Annotated in this window: 16 protein-coding genes; 10 read left to right on the forward strand and 6 right to left on the reverse strand. The window is 65.1% G+C overall.

Annotated elements, in window-relative coordinates; translation table 11 throughout:
- Positions 1-33: 33 nt before the first annotated feature.
- The gene (locus NTY77_20010; protein MCX5797781.1) at positions 34-642 is read left to right on the forward strand and encodes a hypothetical protein; all 609 of its coding nucleotides are present in this window, start codon (positions 34-36) and stop codon (positions 640-642) included.
- 113 nt (positions 643-755) lie between these two features.
- Here NTY77_20010 and NTY77_20015 read toward each other — a convergent pair whose 3' ends face one another.
- Positions 756-1,541 carry a hypothetical protein gene (locus tag NTY77_20015; GenBank protein ID MCX5797782.1) on the reverse strand — a complete coding sequence of 262 codons (786 nt, stop codon included), beginning with the start codon at positions 1,539-1,541 and terminating at the stop codon, positions 756-758.
- Positions 1,542-1,592: 51 nt separating this feature from the next.
- Positions 1,593-2,141 (reverse strand): hypothetical protein, encoded by a 549-nt coding sequence (locus NTY77_20020; GenBank protein ID MCX5797783.1) that lies wholly within the window; start codon positions 2,139-2,141, stop codon positions 1,593-1,595.
- 278 nt (positions 2,142-2,419) lie between these two features.
- Between NTY77_20020 and NTY77_20025 the strand changes: the two genes are divergently transcribed.
- Positions 2,420-3,919 (forward strand): ATP-binding protein, encoded by a 1,500-nt coding sequence (locus NTY77_20025; GenBank protein ID MCX5797784.1) that lies wholly within the window; start codon positions 2,420-2,422, stop codon positions 3,917-3,919.
- Between the two features lie 70 nt (positions 3,920-3,989).
- Here the strand turns inward: NTY77_20025 and NTY77_20030 are convergent, their stop codons facing one another.
- Together NTY77_20030 and NTY77_20035 are read right to left on the reverse strand one after the other, a co-directional pair.
- Entirely contained in the window at positions 3,990-5,477 is a 1,488-nt protein-coding gene (locus NTY77_20030; protein MCX5797785.1) for a hypothetical protein, read from the reverse strand.
- Between the two features lie 359 nt (positions 5,478-5,836).
- Positions 5,837-6,820, reverse strand: a complete 984-nt coding sequence (locus NTY77_20035; protein MCX5797786.1) for a hypothetical protein — start codon at positions 6,818-6,820, stop codon at positions 5,837-5,839.
- Between the two features lie 482 nt (positions 6,821-7,302).
- Between NTY77_20035 and NTY77_20040 the strand changes: the two genes are divergently transcribed.
- The 3 genes from NTY77_20040 (at position 7,303) to NTY77_20050 (ending at position 11,012) form a co-directional block, all read left to right on the forward strand.
- On the forward strand, positions 7,303-8,307 hold the full coding sequence (locus tag NTY77_20040) for a ChaN family lipoprotein (protein ID MCX5797787.1): 1,005 nt from the start codon (positions 7,303-7,305) through the stop codon (positions 8,305-8,307).
- A 600-nt stretch (positions 8,308-8,907) separates the two neighbouring features.
- Positions 8,908-10,179: a hypothetical protein gene (locus NTY77_20045; GenBank protein MCX5797788.1), complete on the forward strand. Its 1,272-nt coding sequence runs from the start codon at positions 8,908-8,910 to the stop codon at positions 10,177-10,179.
- Positions 10,170-11,012, forward strand: coding sequence for a hypothetical protein (locus NTY77_20050; GenBank protein ID MCX5797789.1), 843 nt, complete (start codon positions 10,170-10,172; stop codon positions 11,010-11,012). The genes NTY77_20045 and NTY77_20050 overlap by 10 nt, the downstream gene beginning before the upstream one ends.
- Here NTY77_20050 and NTY77_20055 read toward each other — a convergent pair.
- The gene (locus NTY77_20055) at positions 11,009-12,865 is read right to left on the reverse strand and encodes an LTA synthase family protein (protein ID MCX5797790.1); all 1,857 of its coding nucleotides are present in this window, start codon (positions 12,863-12,865) and stop codon (positions 11,009-11,011) included. The two genes, NTY77_20050 and NTY77_20055, sit on opposite strands and share 4 nt — an antisense overlap.
- 111 nt (positions 12,866-12,976) lie before the next feature.
- Between NTY77_20055 and NTY77_20060 the strand changes: the two genes are divergently transcribed.
- Complete coding sequence (locus NTY77_20060; GenBank protein ID MCX5797791.1) at positions 12,977-13,936, forward strand: hypothetical protein; 960 nt, start codon at positions 12,977-12,979, stop codon at positions 13,934-13,936.
- A gap of 40 nt (positions 13,937-13,976) precedes the next feature.
- Here NTY77_20060 and NTY77_20065 read toward each other — a convergent pair whose 3' ends face one another.
- On the reverse strand, positions 13,977-14,369 hold the full coding sequence (locus tag NTY77_20065; protein MCX5797792.1) for a thioesterase family protein: 393 nt from the start codon (positions 14,367-14,369) through the stop codon (positions 13,977-13,979).
- Positions 14,370-14,460: 91 nt separating this feature from the next.
- Here NTY77_20065 and NTY77_20070 point away from each other — a divergent pair, with 91 nt between their 5' ends.
- The 4 genes from NTY77_20070 (at position 14,461) to NTY77_20085 (ending at position 18,639) form a co-directional block, all read left to right on the forward strand.
- On the forward strand, positions 14,461-16,305 hold the full coding sequence (locus NTY77_20070; protein MCX5797793.1) for an ATP-binding protein: 1,845 nt from the start codon (positions 14,461-14,463) through the stop codon (positions 16,303-16,305).
- Positions 16,306-16,385: 80 nt separating this feature from the next.
- Positions 16,386-16,700 (forward strand): response regulator, encoded by a 315-nt coding sequence (locus tag NTY77_20075; GenBank protein ID MCX5797794.1) that lies wholly within the window; start codon positions 16,386-16,388, stop codon positions 16,698-16,700.
- Between the two features lie 35 nt (positions 16,701-16,735).
- The gene (locus NTY77_20080) at positions 16,736-17,536 is read left to right on the forward strand and encodes a HAMP domain-containing sensor histidine kinase (protein ID MCX5797795.1); all 801 of its coding nucleotides are present in this window, start codon (positions 16,736-16,738) and stop codon (positions 17,534-17,536) included.
- Entirely contained in the window at positions 17,533-18,639 is a 1,107-nt protein-coding gene (locus NTY77_20085) for an efflux RND transporter periplasmic adaptor subunit (protein MCX5797796.1), read from the forward strand. Before NTY77_20080 ends, NTY77_20085 begins: the two co-directional genes overlap by 4 nt.
- Positions 18,640-18,647 lie beyond the last annotated feature (8 nt).

The raw sequence follows: 18,647 nt of genomic DNA on the forward strand, positions 1-18,647 counted from the left end.
TGCGGGAGAGCGCTTTCTGATATCCTCTTGCCCATGAAAAGACTCGCACTCCTGCTGCTCGCCCTCGCCGTGACCGTCCCCTGCCGGGCCCAATCCATCCAGGAACTCTTCGGAGTCGACCCGGGGCCGCTCCTTCAGGAGGCGTACCGTCAGCAGGCCGAGTACGAAGCGCGGCAGGCCCGGGAACGCGCCCAGCGGGCCAAGGGGGACTGGCTGGGAGAGCTGACCGGGTCGGTGCTCGTCCCGCAGCAGGACCAGGCCTGCATGCTCGCCGCGGTCGCCAAGCGCCTGGGCGTCAGCGTGCCTGCGGGCGAGCCGCCCGCCGTCTACCGCGCCAGCCGCGGCATCCTCGAGGACTACCAGTCCTACTACTACTCCGAGTTCGGCACCCAGTCGACCCCGCGCGCTATCGCCACGCTCTACTGCCCGTCCAACAACGCGATCTTCATAGACGACTCCGCCAAGTCCTACGGCCCCGGACGCGGGATCGACGACGCTCTGGCCGGACAGTATGCCCTCTACCTGCAGTACCGCGCTCTGGGCCGCGCGCCCGGCTCGGCCCAGGCCCAGGCCGCGGCCGCCGAAGTCGAAGCCTGGTTCCACTTCGCCTACACGGCGAACAAAGCCTCGGCCTGCCGCTGAGGCCCGGGCTAGCGGCCCCAATTCTCGAAGCCCAGCCCCGGGTCGCAGCGCAGGGACCGTCCCACCCGGCGCCTGACCCTCTCATGCCGCTTCTGGTTTGAATTGCGGCTCCTCTAAAAATTCCGTTTGGTTAACGACGTCGGATCAAACGTCCAGTCGCCGTCGTTTTCCATCGCCTGGAAGCCGAATAAACTCCGTACGAAGCGCGCCACGACCTTCGGAAGCTCGGGGAAGGAAAAGTCTTCGAGCGTTTCGCCTCTGTCGCCCTTCCGCCTCATTCGGAATTGCCCCTCCGCCGATGTTATGGAATAAGTATCGGCGGCATTCTCCAGAGAGAAGGGGAGCCGATCCTCAACAGCATCCCTCAGGGCCAAAAAGATATCGGCCTCGGACGGCAGGATTAGAGGCGGCGCCAAGCGCGGCTTGCGCGGGCTGACGAGCGAATCGATCAGCAGGCGTTCCACCAACTGAGTCGAGTACGCGACGGGTGGTCTCTCCTTCTCCGCGAGGAAACCCGGGTATTGGCACAAATTCGAGAAGCGAATGCTGATCGCATCCAGGAATTTATGCACCAGGAGGTATGTGATGTCGTCGGCGCCTTCGAACGCGTGGTTTTGAATGACCCGCCCCTCGGCCCGCGTGATTTCCGAAATCCGGCCGGAGTCAGGCGAGCGTCCGCTGCACACAAGACGGAAGCCGTTCAAGTCCCGGGCCTCAAGCGGAGTCAGAATATCCGAGAGGTCAAACCGCCGCATGTGAAGGGTATAGGCGCTGGGCAAGAAGAGTTCGGGGGCCAGATTGACCAGAGAGCCGTTCTTCCTTCGCCAAAGAAATGCCGCGCGAACATCCGCCGCCGTCAACTGTATTGGGTCTAAAGCATCCCAGCGTTCAACTTTCATCGGGTCTATCAGGAGTGTATAGGAATCCCATTGCTTCTCTTGCGGTCCAAATCAGTTCCCCATTGAGCCAAGAAAATCCTCAACTTGCTTTTTAGCCGCTGACTCGTCTTGGGCGCGAGCCATCGCTTTCCTGAGAGTCTTCATATACATCGCTTGTGCTTCCGGGTCTTTTTGCATTTTGACGACAAGCTCTTTCGCCTTTGCGACTAGCGGTTCGAGCGACGCATAATACCCGTGGCATTCCAGAATGAAAGGAATCGCATATTTCTTCCCGATGAAATCCTTGGGATGCAGCTGGAAAGAGTGGAGGATTGTCTCCTCTTCGTTTTCAGAGGGTTCCACTTTCTCAATGAAATCACATTTCACTTCTGTCGGTTGATTTGAACTGGAAAGTGAAAGTTCCAAGATATTGTCTCCGGGCAGCGCTCCGTAAATACCGAGCCCGGAAGTAATACGAACCCAGGCCTTCCCCTCGGCGCTCCCGGACCCGGCATTGCTGCCATTGATCTTGATCGTGACTTCGCCTTCTCGTACCTGGCAGGCGAGATGCAGATTATTTGACGCTTTTGTTCTAAGGTGAAGAACGTCTTTCTTTTTCATGGCAGCTCCAACAGCATAAGAGGTGAGCCCGCTCAATGCGAGCATGGGAAGGATCAGGAAAATTATCTTTTTCATCACGCAAACATAGCATAACTGGACAGACACGCAGTGTGTTATTATAGCGACTTCGGGCACCCGCGAGTACCCGAAGCCGGAAGGAGCGAGGCCCGGCGGAAGAGATAGGCGAGGCGGTTGGGCCGAAGTGCGGTTGTTCCTCCTACAAACCGAACGAACGGGCAGTCGATGTCGTTTTGGTATCATACCGTTGCCAGGTCCCCATGGGAGAAACTCCTGAAGTCTTTGCCAGCCTTGTCGTGGCCGGTGACAAGAAGCTCATCCCCGCGTTGCGGGCCTTCGTAAGGGAGGTCTTCCGAAGCGAGGGGATGGATGAAGAGGGGGCCCGCCAGATGGAGCTCATCACTGAAGAGGCCTGCCTGAACGTGGTGGAGTATGCCCTCGCGGGACGGAGCGATGCCACCTACCGGGTCTCCATGGAGAAGGAGCCCTCCCGGTTCGTCTTGGCGGTGGAAGACGAAGGCGCGCCCATGGACTGGGACAAGGTGGAAAAGGGCGAGCGGTCGGGATTGGGAATGGCCATATTGAGGCATTTCGCCCACGGGATACAGTTCGTCAACCGCGGCCGCAAGGGACAGCGCCTCGAGATATCCCGGGAGTTCTTCAAGCCTTCAGTGGAGAACGTCTCCATCGAGGAGGGGGATGATAAGGGCGCGAAGGAAGCGATGGCGCCCTTGGATACTCCCCTTGGAATCCGTCTCATGGGACCTGCCGACGGCCCCGGTCTGGCGAGGCTCATGTACCGGGTCTATGGGTACACCTACCAGGAGTTCGTCTATTTCCCCGAGCAGGTGGCGGAGATGCTCGCAGAGGGGCTCCTCATCTCCATGGTGGCCGTGACGCCCGAGGGTGAGATCGCGGCTCACCAGGGGCTGCGGAGAGATGCTCCTGATTCTCCCGTGGCAGAGATAGCCATGGGTGTGGTGGATCCACGCTTCCGGGGCCGCGGGCTCTTCGAGCAGATGAAGACCCGGAGCTTTTCATACGTCAAGGAGAAGGGCCTCAGGGGCCTTTTCGGCGAGGCGGTCACCACCCATCCTTATTCCCAGAAGGCCAACAGCGCCCTGGGGGGGAGGGAAACGGGCTTCATGCTCGGGTACATCCCCTGCGAAACGGAATTCAAGCGGATCACAGGCGCCCTGACCGAGCGGTCCACGGTGCTCCTTTTCTATACCCGGCTTAACCGGGAGCCCGAGCGGACTGTCTTCCTGCCTGAGCACCACCTTCCCATGATCCGGAAGATCCATGAGCACGGGAGCTTCTGCCGCCGTGTCTCCCCGGGCGGGCCTTCCCCGGCAGCCACGGCGCCGGAGCACTCCTACGTGAAGGTGAAGGCCCTTCCCGATGCCGGCATCGTGCTCATCACCGTGCTCCAGTATGGAGAGGATTTCGATGCCCTCGCCAGGGGACACCTGAGGGAGTTCTGCACGGCCAGGTTCGACTGCATCTACATCGACCTGCCCCTCTCGGAGCCCCGCACTCCCTCAAAATGCGCCGACCTGGAGAAGCTGGGCTTCTTCTTCTCTGGGATCATGCCTGAGACCGCGGCCGGCGACATGCTCCGCCTGCAATATCTGAACAACATCACCCTGGACCCCGGCAAGGTTGTGGTGGTTTCGGACTTCGGCAGGGAGCTCTTCGATTACGTGATCCGGAGCTGGAGGCACGCGGAGGACGTGAAGTTCCACCTAGCGGGCGCATAGGGGGCCCGCCCGACGGAAGAGATAGGCGAGGCGGCGGGCCCGAAGTGCGGTTGTTTTTAAGACTCAGAATCTAGAAGGGATAGGGATCTATGGCGTCCCGGTAGCGCTTCGGGACCTCGTAGAGCCCGGCCTTCTTCTGCCACTGGAGCATCCGATAGGCATCGCTGACGGCTAGCGACGGCCAGGAGCCTCGGGAGAAGGATATCGCGCCCTTGAGGTACTCCGGCCGGGTGTCCAGGAACCGCAGCCGGCCCCAGCCGTCCCGCACCACGGCCAGCAGCCGCAGGCCCTTCGCGTCTTGCTTCATCTTGAGGTCGATGACCCGGTAGGCCCGAGGGCTCATCCCGTTGAGGAAGGCCGGCCCGCCGTCCCGGTCCCGGGACAGGATCGTCATGTGCAGGGGATAGGGGCCCGCGATCTCATGATACCAGTTCGAGCTGAATTCCGGCATCCGCCGCCAAGCCGCCAGGTTCTCGCGCAGGAAGCCCGCCCAGTCCCGGCGCCATCGCGGCCGACGGTCCGGCGCGGGTTTGAGCGCGGGGCTGGCCGCTCTGAGCGCGGCGTCTCGGTCCGTGTCGAAGGGGGTGCCGGCGACAGAGCGGGCGATCCGCGCGCGGAACTCCTCCGGGACCGAGTAGAGCCCCGCCGCTTCCTGCCAGCGCCGCATGAGCGAGGCCTCCGAGACTCCCAAGGTCGGCCAGGAATCGCCGCGGACGAACTGTATCGAGCCTTTCATGTAGCTGGCGCGCGTGTCGAAGGAGAGCATATCGCCCCGGCTCTGGATGAAGGCCAGCAGCCGCAAATCCTTGCCTTCGGGGACCACGCGCAAGTCGATGACTTTGTAGGTGTCGGGACGCAGGCCGTTGAGGAAGGCGGCGTTGCCGAAGCGGTCGCGGCGCAGGACCTTGACCTTGAGCATGTAGGGCCCCTCGGTCTGATGGTACCAGTTCACGCTGAACCCAGGCAGGCGGCTCCACTGCGGGTAGCGCTCCTTGAGCAGCTGGGCCCAGTCCTGACGCCAGTTCCCGCTGCGGCGGGAGAAGACGGGCGCCGCGTCGCCGGAGCCCGCGTCCTCGGGGGCGGCGAGCAGCCGGGACATGACTCGGCCGGCGGATTCGCGCGCCGCGGATGGGGACTGTCGGGCGCCGTCGGCGATGCGGGCGAGGTCGGGGGCGATGTCGCGCGCCACGTCCGAGACGCGCTGCTGCGCCGTCCGGGGACCAACGGCTGCGGCCGGTGCTACGGGAAGCGGCGAGTCCGAGGGCGCGGCCAGGACCGGGGCCGTCGGCAGAGCGGGCAGGGCCGGTCCTAGGATGCGCGGAGCTGCGGGGGCGGATAGGCCCGCGGTCAGCCCGAAGCGGGTCGTGACGGCCGGGTATCCGAGACTGGAAACGAAGGTCGCGGGGTGGATGAGGTCGCCGGCGGGGATCGTGAGGATGCCGGGGGAGGCTTTGGCCGGGGCCGCCCTCAGGGCGAGGGCGCCCGCGCCCGCGGGGGATGGAAGCAGGCAAGCCGCCAGCAGAGCGGCCAGCGGTCTGGACCGGAGGATGGTTCGCATGGTAGCGCCATGATACGATTTTGAAAAAGTCGGCCCATAGAAGCGAAGGACCCAAGGCAGGCTGGCCATTCGACCCAGGATAGAATGGGAAATAGGGGATGGGCTCAGGGCTGGCCCCAGCCTGGTGCCTCGGGTCCCCTCGGGGTCCCGAAGTCGGAAGGGGGGGGGAGCACTACACCTGGTGGGACCCCGTGACCCGGGCGCGGGAGCGCAACGTGGGCTGGCGGCGTCGGATCGCTCCAGTCCATCTTCTGGCCCAGGCGCTGAGCCATGTCGTCGAGCTTGGCCTCAAGGCCTGCGACATCAAGTACATCGAGTGCGGCCTGCATCGTTTCGGGGTGGCGCGCTACCGCTGTCCGTCACCGCGACACGCGTCTCGTGAACGTCTTGCCCTTATGAAAGAAGGTTACTCTGTTCTGCGTGATTTTGACGACCTTGAACTGCGTCGTCCCGATCCACTCGCCCTCGCCCACCATGCTGTTGTTGATGATCGCCTTGTTGCCTTCCGGCGTAGATATGATCCCCTGCAGGCTGATGGTTTGGTCGAAGGGTTTTTTCCCCACCCGCCTGGCCTTCTGCGCTTGCTTGACCTGCCGGGCCGCATCGTCTTCGAACGCATCCCCGCTCATCTGCGCTAGCACACGCTTTACGCAGGAGCAGAAGATGCCGGTATCCTCGTCCGCAGGGGCGCGGCACAGCTTGGGAAGCTTCCGGTTGGCAAGAGTCCGCAGACTCTTGTATGCCTTCGGGTAGGCTTTGATTTGAACGGTCATGGCGCGGATGTCATGCTCGATCTTCGATCTGGTCTTTCGCAGGCCATTCTGCTTGGCGATGGACTGGGCTCTCTCGGGGGAACCGCTGGAATTATCGCAAGATACCTTACTGTTGATGGCAGAGGTGCAGGGACCCGGCTTTGGGATACCTTTTCGATCAATGTCGGCCAGCTCGGACTCAAGCCGGATCAATTCATCGTGGAATTCTTCGTTGCGTCGCTGTGCGTCGTGGGCCTTTTCGCGGGCGCGGAGAGCGGCTTTCATGGCGCGGGCGAGTTCCTTCCCTCCGGGCGGGAACAAGTCCCCGGCTTCCATGGACCGCTCTCGGTTCTCGCGGAGCAGAGCGCTGTTGGACCGCACATCTCGGCTGATGCCCTTGATATCGGATCTGTTCACCTCGGTAGTGCCGTAGCCGAAGTCCAGGACCACTTGGTCCGGGGTTTCACTACGGATGACGCCCTTGAGCTCGCCCCCATTCTTAAGATGGATGGTGTCGGCGTGCACGGAGGAGCTCAGGATGAGGATGGGTGCGGCCAGGAACGCGGCCATGGCCGCCAATGCTTTCTGCATCTTGTGCCCTGCCTGAGGCCAGTTATACCGCTTGCGCAAGGGAGCGTCAAGCGACCGTATTGAATCACTTAAGATGTTACCGAAGCGGGTCCATTGTATCTACAACTCGAAGTATGGCGGGAGGGCGCGAAGCTATAAACTTTCTCCGGGCAGTAGTAAAACTCAATCTACCCTCTTATAGTTGGAGCAGAACCATGAAGCCACTTCATGGTGCCCCCTCCGCCTGAGGATCCGAATGTGGCCCAGCAACCAACTGGTGATTCATCCTCAACTACTGCGGGAGCCTCAGCTATCCAAACTCCGCGTGCATGAGAAACAATCCCCAATCGCCCGGCGACGCGGCGGGCAAGTAACTTGATCCTCGGCGAATCAGCCGGCAGCTTCAATCAAGGCCAAGTGAAGGCGGGACCCTTGACAGTCATAGTACCCGAGGATACACTTATTTCTGTCGGATGCTGAGCCGCTGAGTAGGGCGTTCCCTCATGAAAAGGCTCATTGGTTTTGTCGCCGCCGTCGCGCTCATCATCGCTGGCGCGCATGCCCTGCGCAAACATCAGCACAACAAGTCCCTATCGCCGGTCGAACAAGAGGCTTTGCGTGACGCTCTAAGCGACGATCCTTCCGGCCAACTGCCGCAATTACCCAAGCTCCAGTTGACCGGGGCCTCGGTGTCCGGGGCAGACGCAAGCCGATATCTCGATGATCCCGTTTTGATTGCCGCGCATGTAAAAACGCATGCCGAAGCTCTGGACTGGCAGAAAGTGTTCGCTGGCCCGGAGCGCCTGATCTACCTCGGCGAACGCCATCCAGATGCCCGGCCTAAGCGGGAGTTGGACCTGCATCTACGAGAGGCGGCTGCGGCCGGAATCACGCATTTGGCCATCGAGATGCTGGGAGAGGACCGACGCTCTCTTCTGAAGCGTTATGAGCAGCGCAAGGCGCAGGATGCGGAGTTGGTCGAAGCGTTCATGAAGGACTGGGGGCCCAAGGATCGCGGGTTCATGCCCGAGGAATACGCCAAGGTTTTGGCATCTGCCCGAGAAGCAGGCATCCATATCGAGCCACTCGATTTCGCCATGGCTGAGAAGGATAAGATGTGGCGTATTTGCGTTAAGCAGAAGTCTGAGAAACAATGCGACGATGAGGAACTGCAGAATCGTGACAATCAAATGATGTCGAGCCTCAATATACTGCTGTCAAAGCCAGAGACTGGCCGCGTGTTGGCCTGGACCGGCACCTGGCACGCTTGCCAATTGGAAGGAGCAGCCAAACTTGCCGCAAGGGGCGTATCGTCTCGTAGTTATTATTTGGTCACCAAAGGTCTTTACGAGCATGAGAGCGGCATTATCCGTTATCTGGATGCTGTCGAAAAATTCGGCTGGCGGTCCCGCAGCCTCTTGATCCACACGCAGGGAGTGCAAGCCTGCTTTGTGGGACTGATCTCTTTGCCGGACGCGGACGTCTCTCCCGCCCGCCGCGATCCGTAAACGCGATCCCCCGTCCCGCGTGATCGGCGAGTTGGAGGAAGCTTGGATCCTATCCGGATCTTGTTGTTGAGCTTCACCGACGGGAGGAAGAAGTCGCTCAATAGCCTCAGCTCGTTGCGATCGAGGTCGTTCCTAGCCGCCACCGCGGCCTCCGAGTCGTGGCGGTCCCATCCCAGATCTGGTCCCTTCGGCGCAAGGATAGAGCAGCAACAGGCAGGAAGACGGCATGCCGATCCTCCCGGCCCCGCTAACCATCGCCGGGTTTGGTAGAATCCCTTTCTGTTCCGGATTCCCTCCCTCTTGTTGTCGCTCGTCTGCGGGGCCGCCCTGGCCCGGGAGCGCAACTCACAGGATTTTCCGAGCCGCAACAAAGCTCCGGATGGCGGCCCCGAAGCTATCGACGCCATGTACTCGGGAAAGTGCCTTCGGCCCGGCATGGCAGAACCCCCAGCCCCGGAACCGCCTGCTGCCTCCACCCGCTCCGCCATCAGCCCTTTCAACTGGCCCCAGCGCCATTGATAGGCCTGACACCTCGGGCGCACTCGGTGGGCTTGACAACCCCGGATGCCGGGACAATACTAGTGCTAGGCCCCTATCCCCATGTCCCCTCACCGGAGATTGCCGCCGCTTTTCGCGGCCCTGGTCGGGCTGGTCCTGCTCTCGGGACCGGCCGGAGCCGTCGCGGACCCCATCGCCGCGGCGGCCGCGGTGGATTCGGCCCGCGGCCGCATCAAGGTCGTGGAGAGCGCGGCCGGCTCCCTGAACCAGGGCCGCTACGCGGAGAAGGCTCATAAGGACGCGTCCTCAGCCCTTTATTCGCTCTCCGGCGAGCTCTCCAGCTTCCACCCGCCGGCCGGCCTCTACCCCGCCTGCGATGAACCGGCTTTAAAGGCGCTCATCAAGTCCGTGGCCCAGGCGGCCGATTCCGAGCGCCTGTTCTGGCAGCAGCGCGGTCCGGAGTCCAAGACCAGGCTCGGCGCCGACTTCAAGGAGGCGCTCTCCGCCTTCAGGAAGGCCTTCCCGGAGACAGGCGCTTACGGCAAGCCGGGCGCGGCCGACCCTCTCTCGGTGAGCCATGCCAAGGAACTGGGCCGGACCGAGCAGGTCGTCGGCTCCTTCAAGATCGACTGCCGCAGCTTCGACAACAGCGGGCATTGCGCGGACACCGGCGCGTCCCCGGCCGGAGCGGGATTCGCGCGGCGCGACCCGGCCGTCACCGCCTCGGCCCAGCCCGTCAAGAAGCCGCTCGTGGGCCAGGTCCCGGCCCCGGACCAGCCGTCCAGCAACGGCGCGGCGTTCCTGGCCGGGATGGGCGACGCGGTCAAGGAGCAGTTCGGGACCGCCAAAGGGCTCCTGCTCAACCTGGCTTCGATCCTGGCCGGCTTGGGCCTCACCTTGGTGTCTTCCTTGCTCACCGGCGGGGCGGCCGCGATCTGGAAGGTCGTCAGCATCATCCTGGCCTTGGTCCTTTCCGCGGCGCTGGTCTACTCCTTGACCAAGGCCGCCTACGGCGCGATCAAGCACCTGCTGCAGGCCGAGAGCGCGGAGGAGCGCGCCAAAGCCTGGCAGGAGGTCGGCAAGTTCGTGGGCAGCCTGCTGATCCTCGGCCTGATGGTCCTCGCCGGCGTGGCCATCGGCAAGTTCAAGCTGGGCGCCAAGGCGCAGGTCTCTTCCGAGGAAGCGACCGCCATGGTCAAGGGCGCGCCCGCGCTGCGGGGCAAGCTGGGGATCAAGACCGCCGCGGCCGCGGAGAAGCCGAGTGCGGGGAAGCTCGCGGCCGAGGAGATCGTGGTCCCGAACCGCGGGCTGTCTCCGCAGACCGTGAGCTTCATCGAGCGCGAAGCCGCCAAGCTGGGGGCCCCATGCCGGTGAAGACCATGGCGTGGGCCGCGATCCTGTGGGCGCTGCTCGCCTCGCCCGGCGCGGCGTCGGAGTGCCCCAGCATCGTCACCCAGCTCGATTCTCTGATCGAGAAGACCGGGGTCAAGCCGGGGGACGCCCGGCACGAGCAGGTGATCCTCACGTTCATCAAGGGGGTCTCCAAGAACGAGAATCTGACCGAGGAGGCCAAGAAAGCGGCCGTCGAGCATCTTTGGAAGCAGATACCCGCCAAGACCCAGCCCACGCTCCCGCTGAAACAGGCCGCGCCGCCCTTGGCCAAGCCGGCCGAGCGCACCACTTCGTCGAGCGCTCGGCCCTTGGAGACCAAGAGCGACAGGACCGACACGAGCTGGCGGCCGGCTCAGGAGCCGCCCACCAAGACCAGCCCGTCCGGAGGGGGGTTCTTCGGGCTGGGCCGCAAGAGCCGGGCCGACGAGCCCGCCAGAGTCATCGGCCAAGGGCCCACGAGCGTCGAGATCAGCCAGGAGGCGATGCGCGTGTCCGGCGTCCTGCGTCTCAAGAGGCCCGTGGAGGCCTGCGGGCTCAAGGGCGCCGAGCTCCAGCCCGGCCAGCAGATCGCCAGTCCGCAGATCGTGGCCGAATACGCCCAGCGCATGAAGGCCGGCCGCTGGGATTGGAGCCGGGGGGAGAAGATCATCCTCGGCGTGGACGGCCGGGGCGGGCGCGTGATCATCGAAGGCCACCACCGCTACATGGCCGCCAAGCTCGCCGGAGTGAAGATCCCGGACTCGGCCTTCTCGGTGACGCGCCGGCCGTGGGTGCCGTCCTCGTGGGAGGACGTGGTCTGGAGCGCCTCCCACTAGGGATTCAGGAGGTGCTGCGGGCCGAGAGTGAGGTCGGTGGCGACGACGTCGGCGTCGCGCAGCCAGCCCCAGGTCCAGTAGCAGGCCGGATCTGAGGCGGGGGGGGTGCAGTCCTTGAAGTCCTCGCCCCGGTTGAGCAGGATCGTGCCGTTGACGGTGGGGCGCACGCCGCCGCGGCCGGACCTGCGGAAAAGCGGCATGTGATACCGGGCCTGGTCGGGCAGGCCCAGCCGGTCGAGGATGTCGTCGGGCACCTCGTAGGCGCTCTCTTCCGGGCGCGCGGGCTTGGCCCGGCCGCGGTCCAGGACCAGCAGCGGGGTCTTGAAATAGCGGGGGCCCATGGCGCCCGAGGCCCGGAGCGGCGCCTCGTCCGGGACCGGGCTCTGGAACGCCAGCCCCGGCTGGTGGTCGCCGGTGATGACCACGATGGCGTCCGGGTCTTCCTTCCGTATCCGGCGCGCCCAGTCCGCCAGCAGGCCGGAGGTGTAGTAGTTGATGTTGAAGTGCCGTTCGGCCTCCTGCCGGCGCGTTTCGTCCCCGGGCCAGCTTACGTCCAGGGTCCTCGGGTAGAGCTTGTCGTCCCACCGGTAGGGCCAGTGCCCGGCGATGGTCATGACGTAGGCGAGGAAGGGCCGGCCCGCGGCCTGCCGCCGGGCGGTCCGCACCGCCTGCTCGATCAAAGACCGGTCGGAGATGAACTGGCCGGCGATCTTCTCGGAGGAGTCCAGCGCCTCGCGGTCGTAGAACCGGTCGAAGCCGAGGAGGTGATAGGCGACGTCTCGGTTGTAGAAGCCTCCCGAGTTGGAATGGAAGGCGAAGGTCCGGTACCCGTTCTGGGCGAGGATGCGGGGCAGGCAGGGCAGGGGACGGCGCAGGGCGTTCTGGAACACGATCCCCTCGAAGACGATCGCGGAGGGCATGCCGCAGAGGGCCTCGAACTCGACGTCGGCGGTCCCGCCTCCGAAGGTGGGCGAGAGCATGTGCTGGCGCCCCGCCGAGCTCCAGAGGGCGTTGAACTCCGGGGCGAGGAGGCTGGGGGAGGGCTGGTCCGCGCCCGGCGGGACCGGGTCCCAGAAGCTCTCGGTCAGGAAGAAATAGATGTTCCGCTTCGGCGGCGCCGCGCGCCGGCCCGGGCGGTCGGCGGCGCGGGGCTGACCGCTGAGCAGTCTGGCCTCTGCGCGCGCCACCTCCTTGAGGCTCGCTATGCCATTGGTGTTCGAGAACAGGCGGGCCAGCTCTATGGAGAACGAGAAGTACACTCCGAACGACTCCTCCCGCTCCGTCTGGGCGGGCCAGGGGATGGTGACGAACCGGTCCACGGCGTCGCAGTAGGGGCCGTAGAGGAACGCCACGACGGCGCAGAACAGGGCGGCCGGCACGGCCCGGGCCAGCCTCTTGACCCCGGGCCTCCGGAACGAGCCGACCATGAATGCGATGCAGGCCGTGGCGGCGATGAGCCCTGCCCCGATGATCCAGAAGAACTTCTGGCGCGGGTCGGCGCCGATGATGTGCGCGCCCTCGCGCAGGAGGAGGTAGTCGGTGGGGATGACCGGGATCTGCATCAGCTGGACTTTGATGGAGTTGAGGGAGAAGAGGAAGACGTCGAGGACCAGCTGGACGAGGAGTATCCGGGCCCGGGAGGCGAAGAAGGCGCTCAGGGCCAGGACGAAGAGGGCCTGCATGAGGAGGTCCGGGGCGAGGCGCCAGGAGAAGTGTCCGAAGTGGAAGAGAGCGCGGTCGATGGCCCAGGCCGCGAGCCCGACCAGGACGGAGGCGGCGGCGAGCTCGAGGGCGTCGCGCCGCTCGTCCGGCTGACGGGGCGGGCCGGCGGGGGGACTGGGGGGCGTTTCCATGTATGTCATTATAGCGACTTCGGGTACCCTCGGGTGCCCGAAGTCGGACCGGTCGTCGTCTTGACCCTCGCCCTCGATGCGGCATATACTCTGGTCTGACCGCGATCCTATATGGACCCTGAGCCGCAGGCCGACCAGCCTTCACCGGGACCCGGCGCGCCGACGCCGCAGCCTGGCCGCGACCCGCGCGGGACCGGGTCACGATGGCGCCCCGCCAGCCGCAGCCGGATAGGGACGGTTGCGGCCGCGGTCTTCGCGGCGGCCCTGGCCGCGGGCATCGCCTTCAAAGACGATATCCGGCAGGTCCTGACCCCGCCCGCGGCGCCTCCTGGCGTGAGCGCGGCCGTCGCCCGGAATACCGGGCCGCAGTCCCCCGGCGGGATGCCGTCGCGCGTCGCAGTCGCAGCGCCCGCTCCGCAGCCGGGCCCGCTCCGGTCCTCGGAAGACGCCGCCCCGGTCCGCGAGGCGGGCGGCTCCGACGGCTTGGTGCCCTATCCGCAGGAGGCGGCGCCTACGGCGGCCCGGCCCGCCGCCCGAACCGCAGCCCAGCTCGCGCCGAGGCCGAGGCGGCGATTCCAGACGGTCCCGCACCTCTACGACCTCAATCCGAAGCCCAGCCCTCCCCCGGTCGTCCAGGACCAGCCCATCAAGACCAACGAGCTCCGTGCTCAGAAGCCCCCGCCCCTTTCGGATATCACCGTCAACAAGGCCCGGATACAGATCTTCGTGTGGGACGATAACTATGAAGACGATGATACGGTGAACATCTACCTGAACGGCCGGCTGGTCTACGAGAACCTAGTGCTGAAGAACGCCCGCCGATTCCACCCGCCTGCGCCGCTCCAGCTCGACCTCATCGCCGGGGCGAACGTGCTGACCGTGGAAGCCGTGAATATAGGCGACCCCGAGATCAACAGGCGCATGCACCTGCAGCCCTATAATTCCGCCGCCATCAAGTTCACCAGCGTCGTCAGGGGCTATATAGAGCAGGGCTGGTGGCTGGGGATGAAGGAGAAGGCGAGCATGCGGATCATCTACGCGCCGAGATACGGCGTCGTGGACGCGCACTAGTCGGGAGGGGCGATCAGTAACGAAGGAGGGTGGCCGCGATCTATACAGCCTGGTCCGGCACGACCTCGAAGGCTCCCAGCACCTCCGGCGGCATGCGCGCGGGCTTGCCGCTCTTGAGGTCCACCCAGGCCCATACGGTCAGGCCCCGGGCCAGAGCTCCCGCCTCGCCCGTGCGCACGATCTCGTAGCGCCTCTGCGAGGTGACCTGGCGCGCGCCGCAGACCCAGGTGCGGACCAGGAGGTCGTCTCCGGCGAGGGCGGGGCGCAGGTAGTCGATCTCATGCCGGCGCACCACCCAGGCCGCGCCCAAAGACAGGTAGCGCTGCGGCGGCCAGCCCTGGACCGCGGAGTGGGCCGCGGCCGCCTCCATCATCCAAGCCAAGAAGGCCTGGTTGCTGGCGTGGCCGAGCTCGTCGATCTCAGCACCAGCCACGCGGCGGCGATACTCAAAAATACGAGGCATATGCCCTCCGGGTATGTTATTATAGCGACTTCGGGCATCGCCGGGTGCCTGGGACCTGAAAATGGCTACAGAACCCGAGAAGAGCACGTTCGAGAACTCGTGCCTTGAGGCGCTCAAGGCCCTGAGCCGGACCATGGTGGAGCTCGGCCTCTATGAGCCGAGCCACCCTTCGGTGGCCGTCATATTGAAGGGAGGCGAGGACGCCATCGCCCAGGCCATCGCCGAGAGTCCGGGCGGGGAGCTCGTTTTTTCCAGGGACGAGGACAGGTGGCTGGCCAACGGGCACATCATCGGCCTGGTGCACCAGACGGGCGGCCCCGTCTTGGGCCTCATCAGCCGTTTGAAGCTCGCCAGCATCACCTTCCGGGCGGGTTTGACGTCCCAGGAGCTGATCGCCTTCTGCGAGCTCTCGGCGCAAAGGTCGGACGCGGCCATAGACCTGGCGGGCTTCCTCTCCGAGCGCGGTGTCATAAATATCGGGTTCAATGAGGCGGTCTACACCCAGGTCAATCCTGACGACCCGCAGGCGCCGGCGGCCCCGGAAGCGGCGGAGCCGACCCCGGCCCCCGGAGAAGGCGCCGAGGGCGCGGATCTGAGGAATTCGCTTCAAGGGCAGCCCATCGAGACGGCCCTGCAGATACTGATCCGCAAGGTGGCCGGGAGTTCGGACGAGCAGGCCAAGCTCTATGACCTGATCATCAATCAGCTGCGCCGCGAGATGGCGCAGATGGTGGTCCAAGCCACCGAGATGATGCACCAGGAAAAGAGCCTCGTCGAATTCGAGCGCGAGCGGACCCAGTCCGTCCTGCAGAACGTGGGCGCGGGGATCATCATCGTCGACCAAGAGGGAAAGGTCATCCTGATGAATCCCGCGGCCGAGGAGATCTACGGCGCGCCGTTCTCCGAGGTCGCGGGCAAGCCCATCACATCCCGGGCCGACGAGAAGCGCGTGGTGGCCATGGCCTCGGAGATCCAGGGCTCCGCGGACCGTCCGTTGAACAAGGACATCCAGGTCCAAGGCTCCGACGACATCAAGAAGACCATCCAGTCGTCCTGGGCTATCGTGAAGAACGAGGCCGGCCGGGTGGTCGGCGTGGTCCTGGCGCTCACGGACCTCGCCAAGCACCGGGAATTGGAGAAGGTGAAGCGGGAATTCGTGGCCCATATGACCCACGAACTGCGGGCCCCTATCTTCGCGACCCAGGCGGCGCTCGAATTCCTCAGGTCCCAATTCGAGGGGAAGCTCGACGAGAAGCAGGAGGGGACTTTCGCGGGCTCTCTTCGGAACCTCCAGCTCCTGGGCAGGCTCGTCAACGACATCCTTGATTTCTCCAAGATCGAGTCGGGGCAGATGACCGTTTATCGCAGGCCGGCGGACCCAGCGAAGATCGCGGGGGAGGCCGCCGAGAGCCTGAAACCCTGGGCGGCCTCGAAGAAGATCCACCTGACCATGGCGCTGGAGCCCGAGCTGGCCCCGGTCTGGGCCGATCCTCAGCGCACGGTCCAGATCCTGATCAATCTTCTGTCGAACGCCATCAAGTTCACTCCCGCCGAGGGGGCGATCGTCCTGTCGGTCTATCGGTCCAAGACCGAGCCGGACCGCTGGATAGAGTTCGCCGTCAGGGACACAGGCTGCGGCATCCCGGTCGCCGATCGGGAACGCATATTCGAGAAGTTCGTCCAGATCGGCAACAAGGAGATGCGCGCGGGCGGGACGGGACTGGGCCTGGCCATCGTCAAGTCGCTCGTCGATCTGCACGGGGGGCAGATATGGCTGGCCAGCGCGGAGGGCAAGGGCTCCACTTTCTATTTCACGCTGCCGATCCACAATGCTGAAGCCGAGCCCGCCCCCGCCCCCGCCCCCCGTCGGCCGTGGTGGAAAGCCCTTTTGGGAATCGGGTCGTAGCGGGAAATCGGCGTTATTTGACTCCGGGTTTTGTATTATAGCCCCAGCGGGCCCCCAGGGGCCCGCAGCGGGACAAAAAAGTGGACCCTAAGACCTCAGCCTCGCGCAGCCCGGGCGCGCCGCGTCCGAAAGTCATGATCGTCGACGACGATGAGAGCGTCCGGGACGCCTGCGGAGCGACGCTCTCCCGGCTGGGCTGCGACGTGGAGCTCTTCCCCGGCGGGGACGCCGCCCGGGCCAGGCTCGAGTCCGCGAGCTTCGACCTCGTCTTGACCGACATCTACATGCCCGGCTCCATCAACGGCGCCCAGCTCGTGGCCGAGATCAAGCGGCGCTCGCCGTCCACCGACGTGATCATGGCCCGGGCCTCAAGAGCGGCGCCTGCGACTATCTGACCAAGCCCTTCTCCCAGGAGTTCCTGGCCTCGGTGGTGAAGCGCGTCCTGGAGAAGCGCCAGCTCTCCGAGGAGCTCGGCCGCGAGAAGATCATGCGCGCGGAGCTGGAAGCCGCCTACCACGAGCTCCAGAAGGTGGAGCGCCTCAAGGAGGGCATCCTGGGCAGGGTCCACCACGAGCTGCGGGCCCCCATCGCCGTGGCCCTGCTCGCCGCGGAATCCCTGGGCGAAGAGTCCTTGAGCGAGAAGGGCCGGGGCCTGGTCAAGCTCGTGCGCCGCAGGATCGGAGACCTCCAGGAGCAGATCGAGGAGATTCTGCTCTACGCGAAGCTCCAGGAGAGCGAGGTCGGCGTGGAGCTTTCCGAGGTGGACCTGAAGCGGCTCCTGGAGACTCTCGTGGCCCGGCTCCAGCCGAATTTCAGGGAGAAGAACCTTGCCGTCGAGATCTCCTGCGACCCCTCGCTCGGCCCGCTGCTCCTTGACGCCGGCTTGATGGAGAACGCCTGCAAGCACCTCCTCCTCAACGCCGCCAAGTTCAGCGGGGGGGACGGGCGCGTCCTCATCGCGGTCCAGCGCAAAGAGGCGAAGGTCCTGATCTCCTTCACCGACCACGGGATCGGCATCCCGGAGGACCAGCTGCCCAAGCTCTCCGACGCCTTCTACCAGGTGGCGGAATGCCTGACGCGCGAGGTGGGCGGGTTGGGGCTGGGCCTGGCCATCGTGCGCCGTATCGCGGAGTCCCATGGGGGCAGCATCAGCGTCACGAGCCGCCTGGGCGAGGGCAGCACCTTCACCCTCGTCCTCCCGCTGAAGGCGGCGCCTCCCAAGCCTAGATGAAGGCGTTGGGCCGGGCAGTCCTGGCAGCGGCTCTGGTGTCGGGTTGTGCGAAGGCCAAGGCCCCGCCGCTGCCGGAGGTCCCGGTCCGGGTGGGCCAGGTCTCACGGATGCGCGTCCCGGTCACCGTCGAGACGGTCGGCGCGATCGAAGCTTACAACTGCGTGACCGTCCTCTCCCGCGTGTCCGGCGAGATCCTCGAGCGCCATTTCCGCGAAGGGCAGGCCGTCGCGGCCGGGGATCTGCTCTTCAGCATCGATCCCGGCCCCTTCCGGCAGAAGCTCAAGGATGCCGAGAGCCAGCTCGTCAAAGACGAGGTGCTGTTCAAGTACAACAAGGCCGAGGCCGGCCGTTTCGCCTACCTCTTCGAGCACGGAGTGGCCTCCCGCTCCGATTTCGAGAAGAACCAGTCCGCGAGCGCCGCTTTGGAGCAGATGGTCGAGTCCGGGCGGGCCGCGGTGGAGCAGGCCAGGCTCAACCTGTCCTATTGCGAGATCCGCTCCCCGATCTCGGGCCGGGCCGGGAACTATCTAGCCAACAAGGGCGCGGTCGTGGACGCCTACAAGACCCCGCTCGTCGTGGTCAATCAGACCCATCCGGCGAAGGTCGCCTTCTCCGTGCCCGAAAAGCATCTGCTCGACTTGAAGAAGCTGATCGCCTCGGCCGCGCCGGCCGTGTCGGTCTCCGTGCCGGAGACCACCTTGCAGCGCGACGGGGGCAAGATCTCCTTCCTGGATAACTCGGTGGACAAGACCAGCGGAATGATCCGGCTCAAGGCCGAGTTCCCCAACCAGGACGCCGCGCTCTGGCCCGGCCAGTTCGTGCGCGTCGTTCTGCTCCTGGAGACCTTGCCCGACGCCTTGGTCGCGCCGACCGAGGCCGTGCAGACCAACCCGCAGGGCGCCTACGTCTTCGTCGTGGCTCCCGACCGTACGGCCCAACTGCGGACGGTCGTGGTGAGCCAGACCTGCGGGCTCCTCTCCGTGATTAGCAGGGGCCTGCGGCCCGGCGAGACCGTGGTCACGGACGGCCAGAACAAGCTCAAGCACGGCCGCAAGGTCAAGGCCGTGGCCGCGGAGGCCTCGGCAGGAAAGGCCGGCTCATGACGCGCCGG

The sequence above is a fragment of the Elusimicrobiota bacterium genome, assembly GCA_026388095.1.
Lineage (GTDB): Bacteria > Elusimicrobiota > Elusimicrobia > UBA1565 > UBA9628 > UBA9628.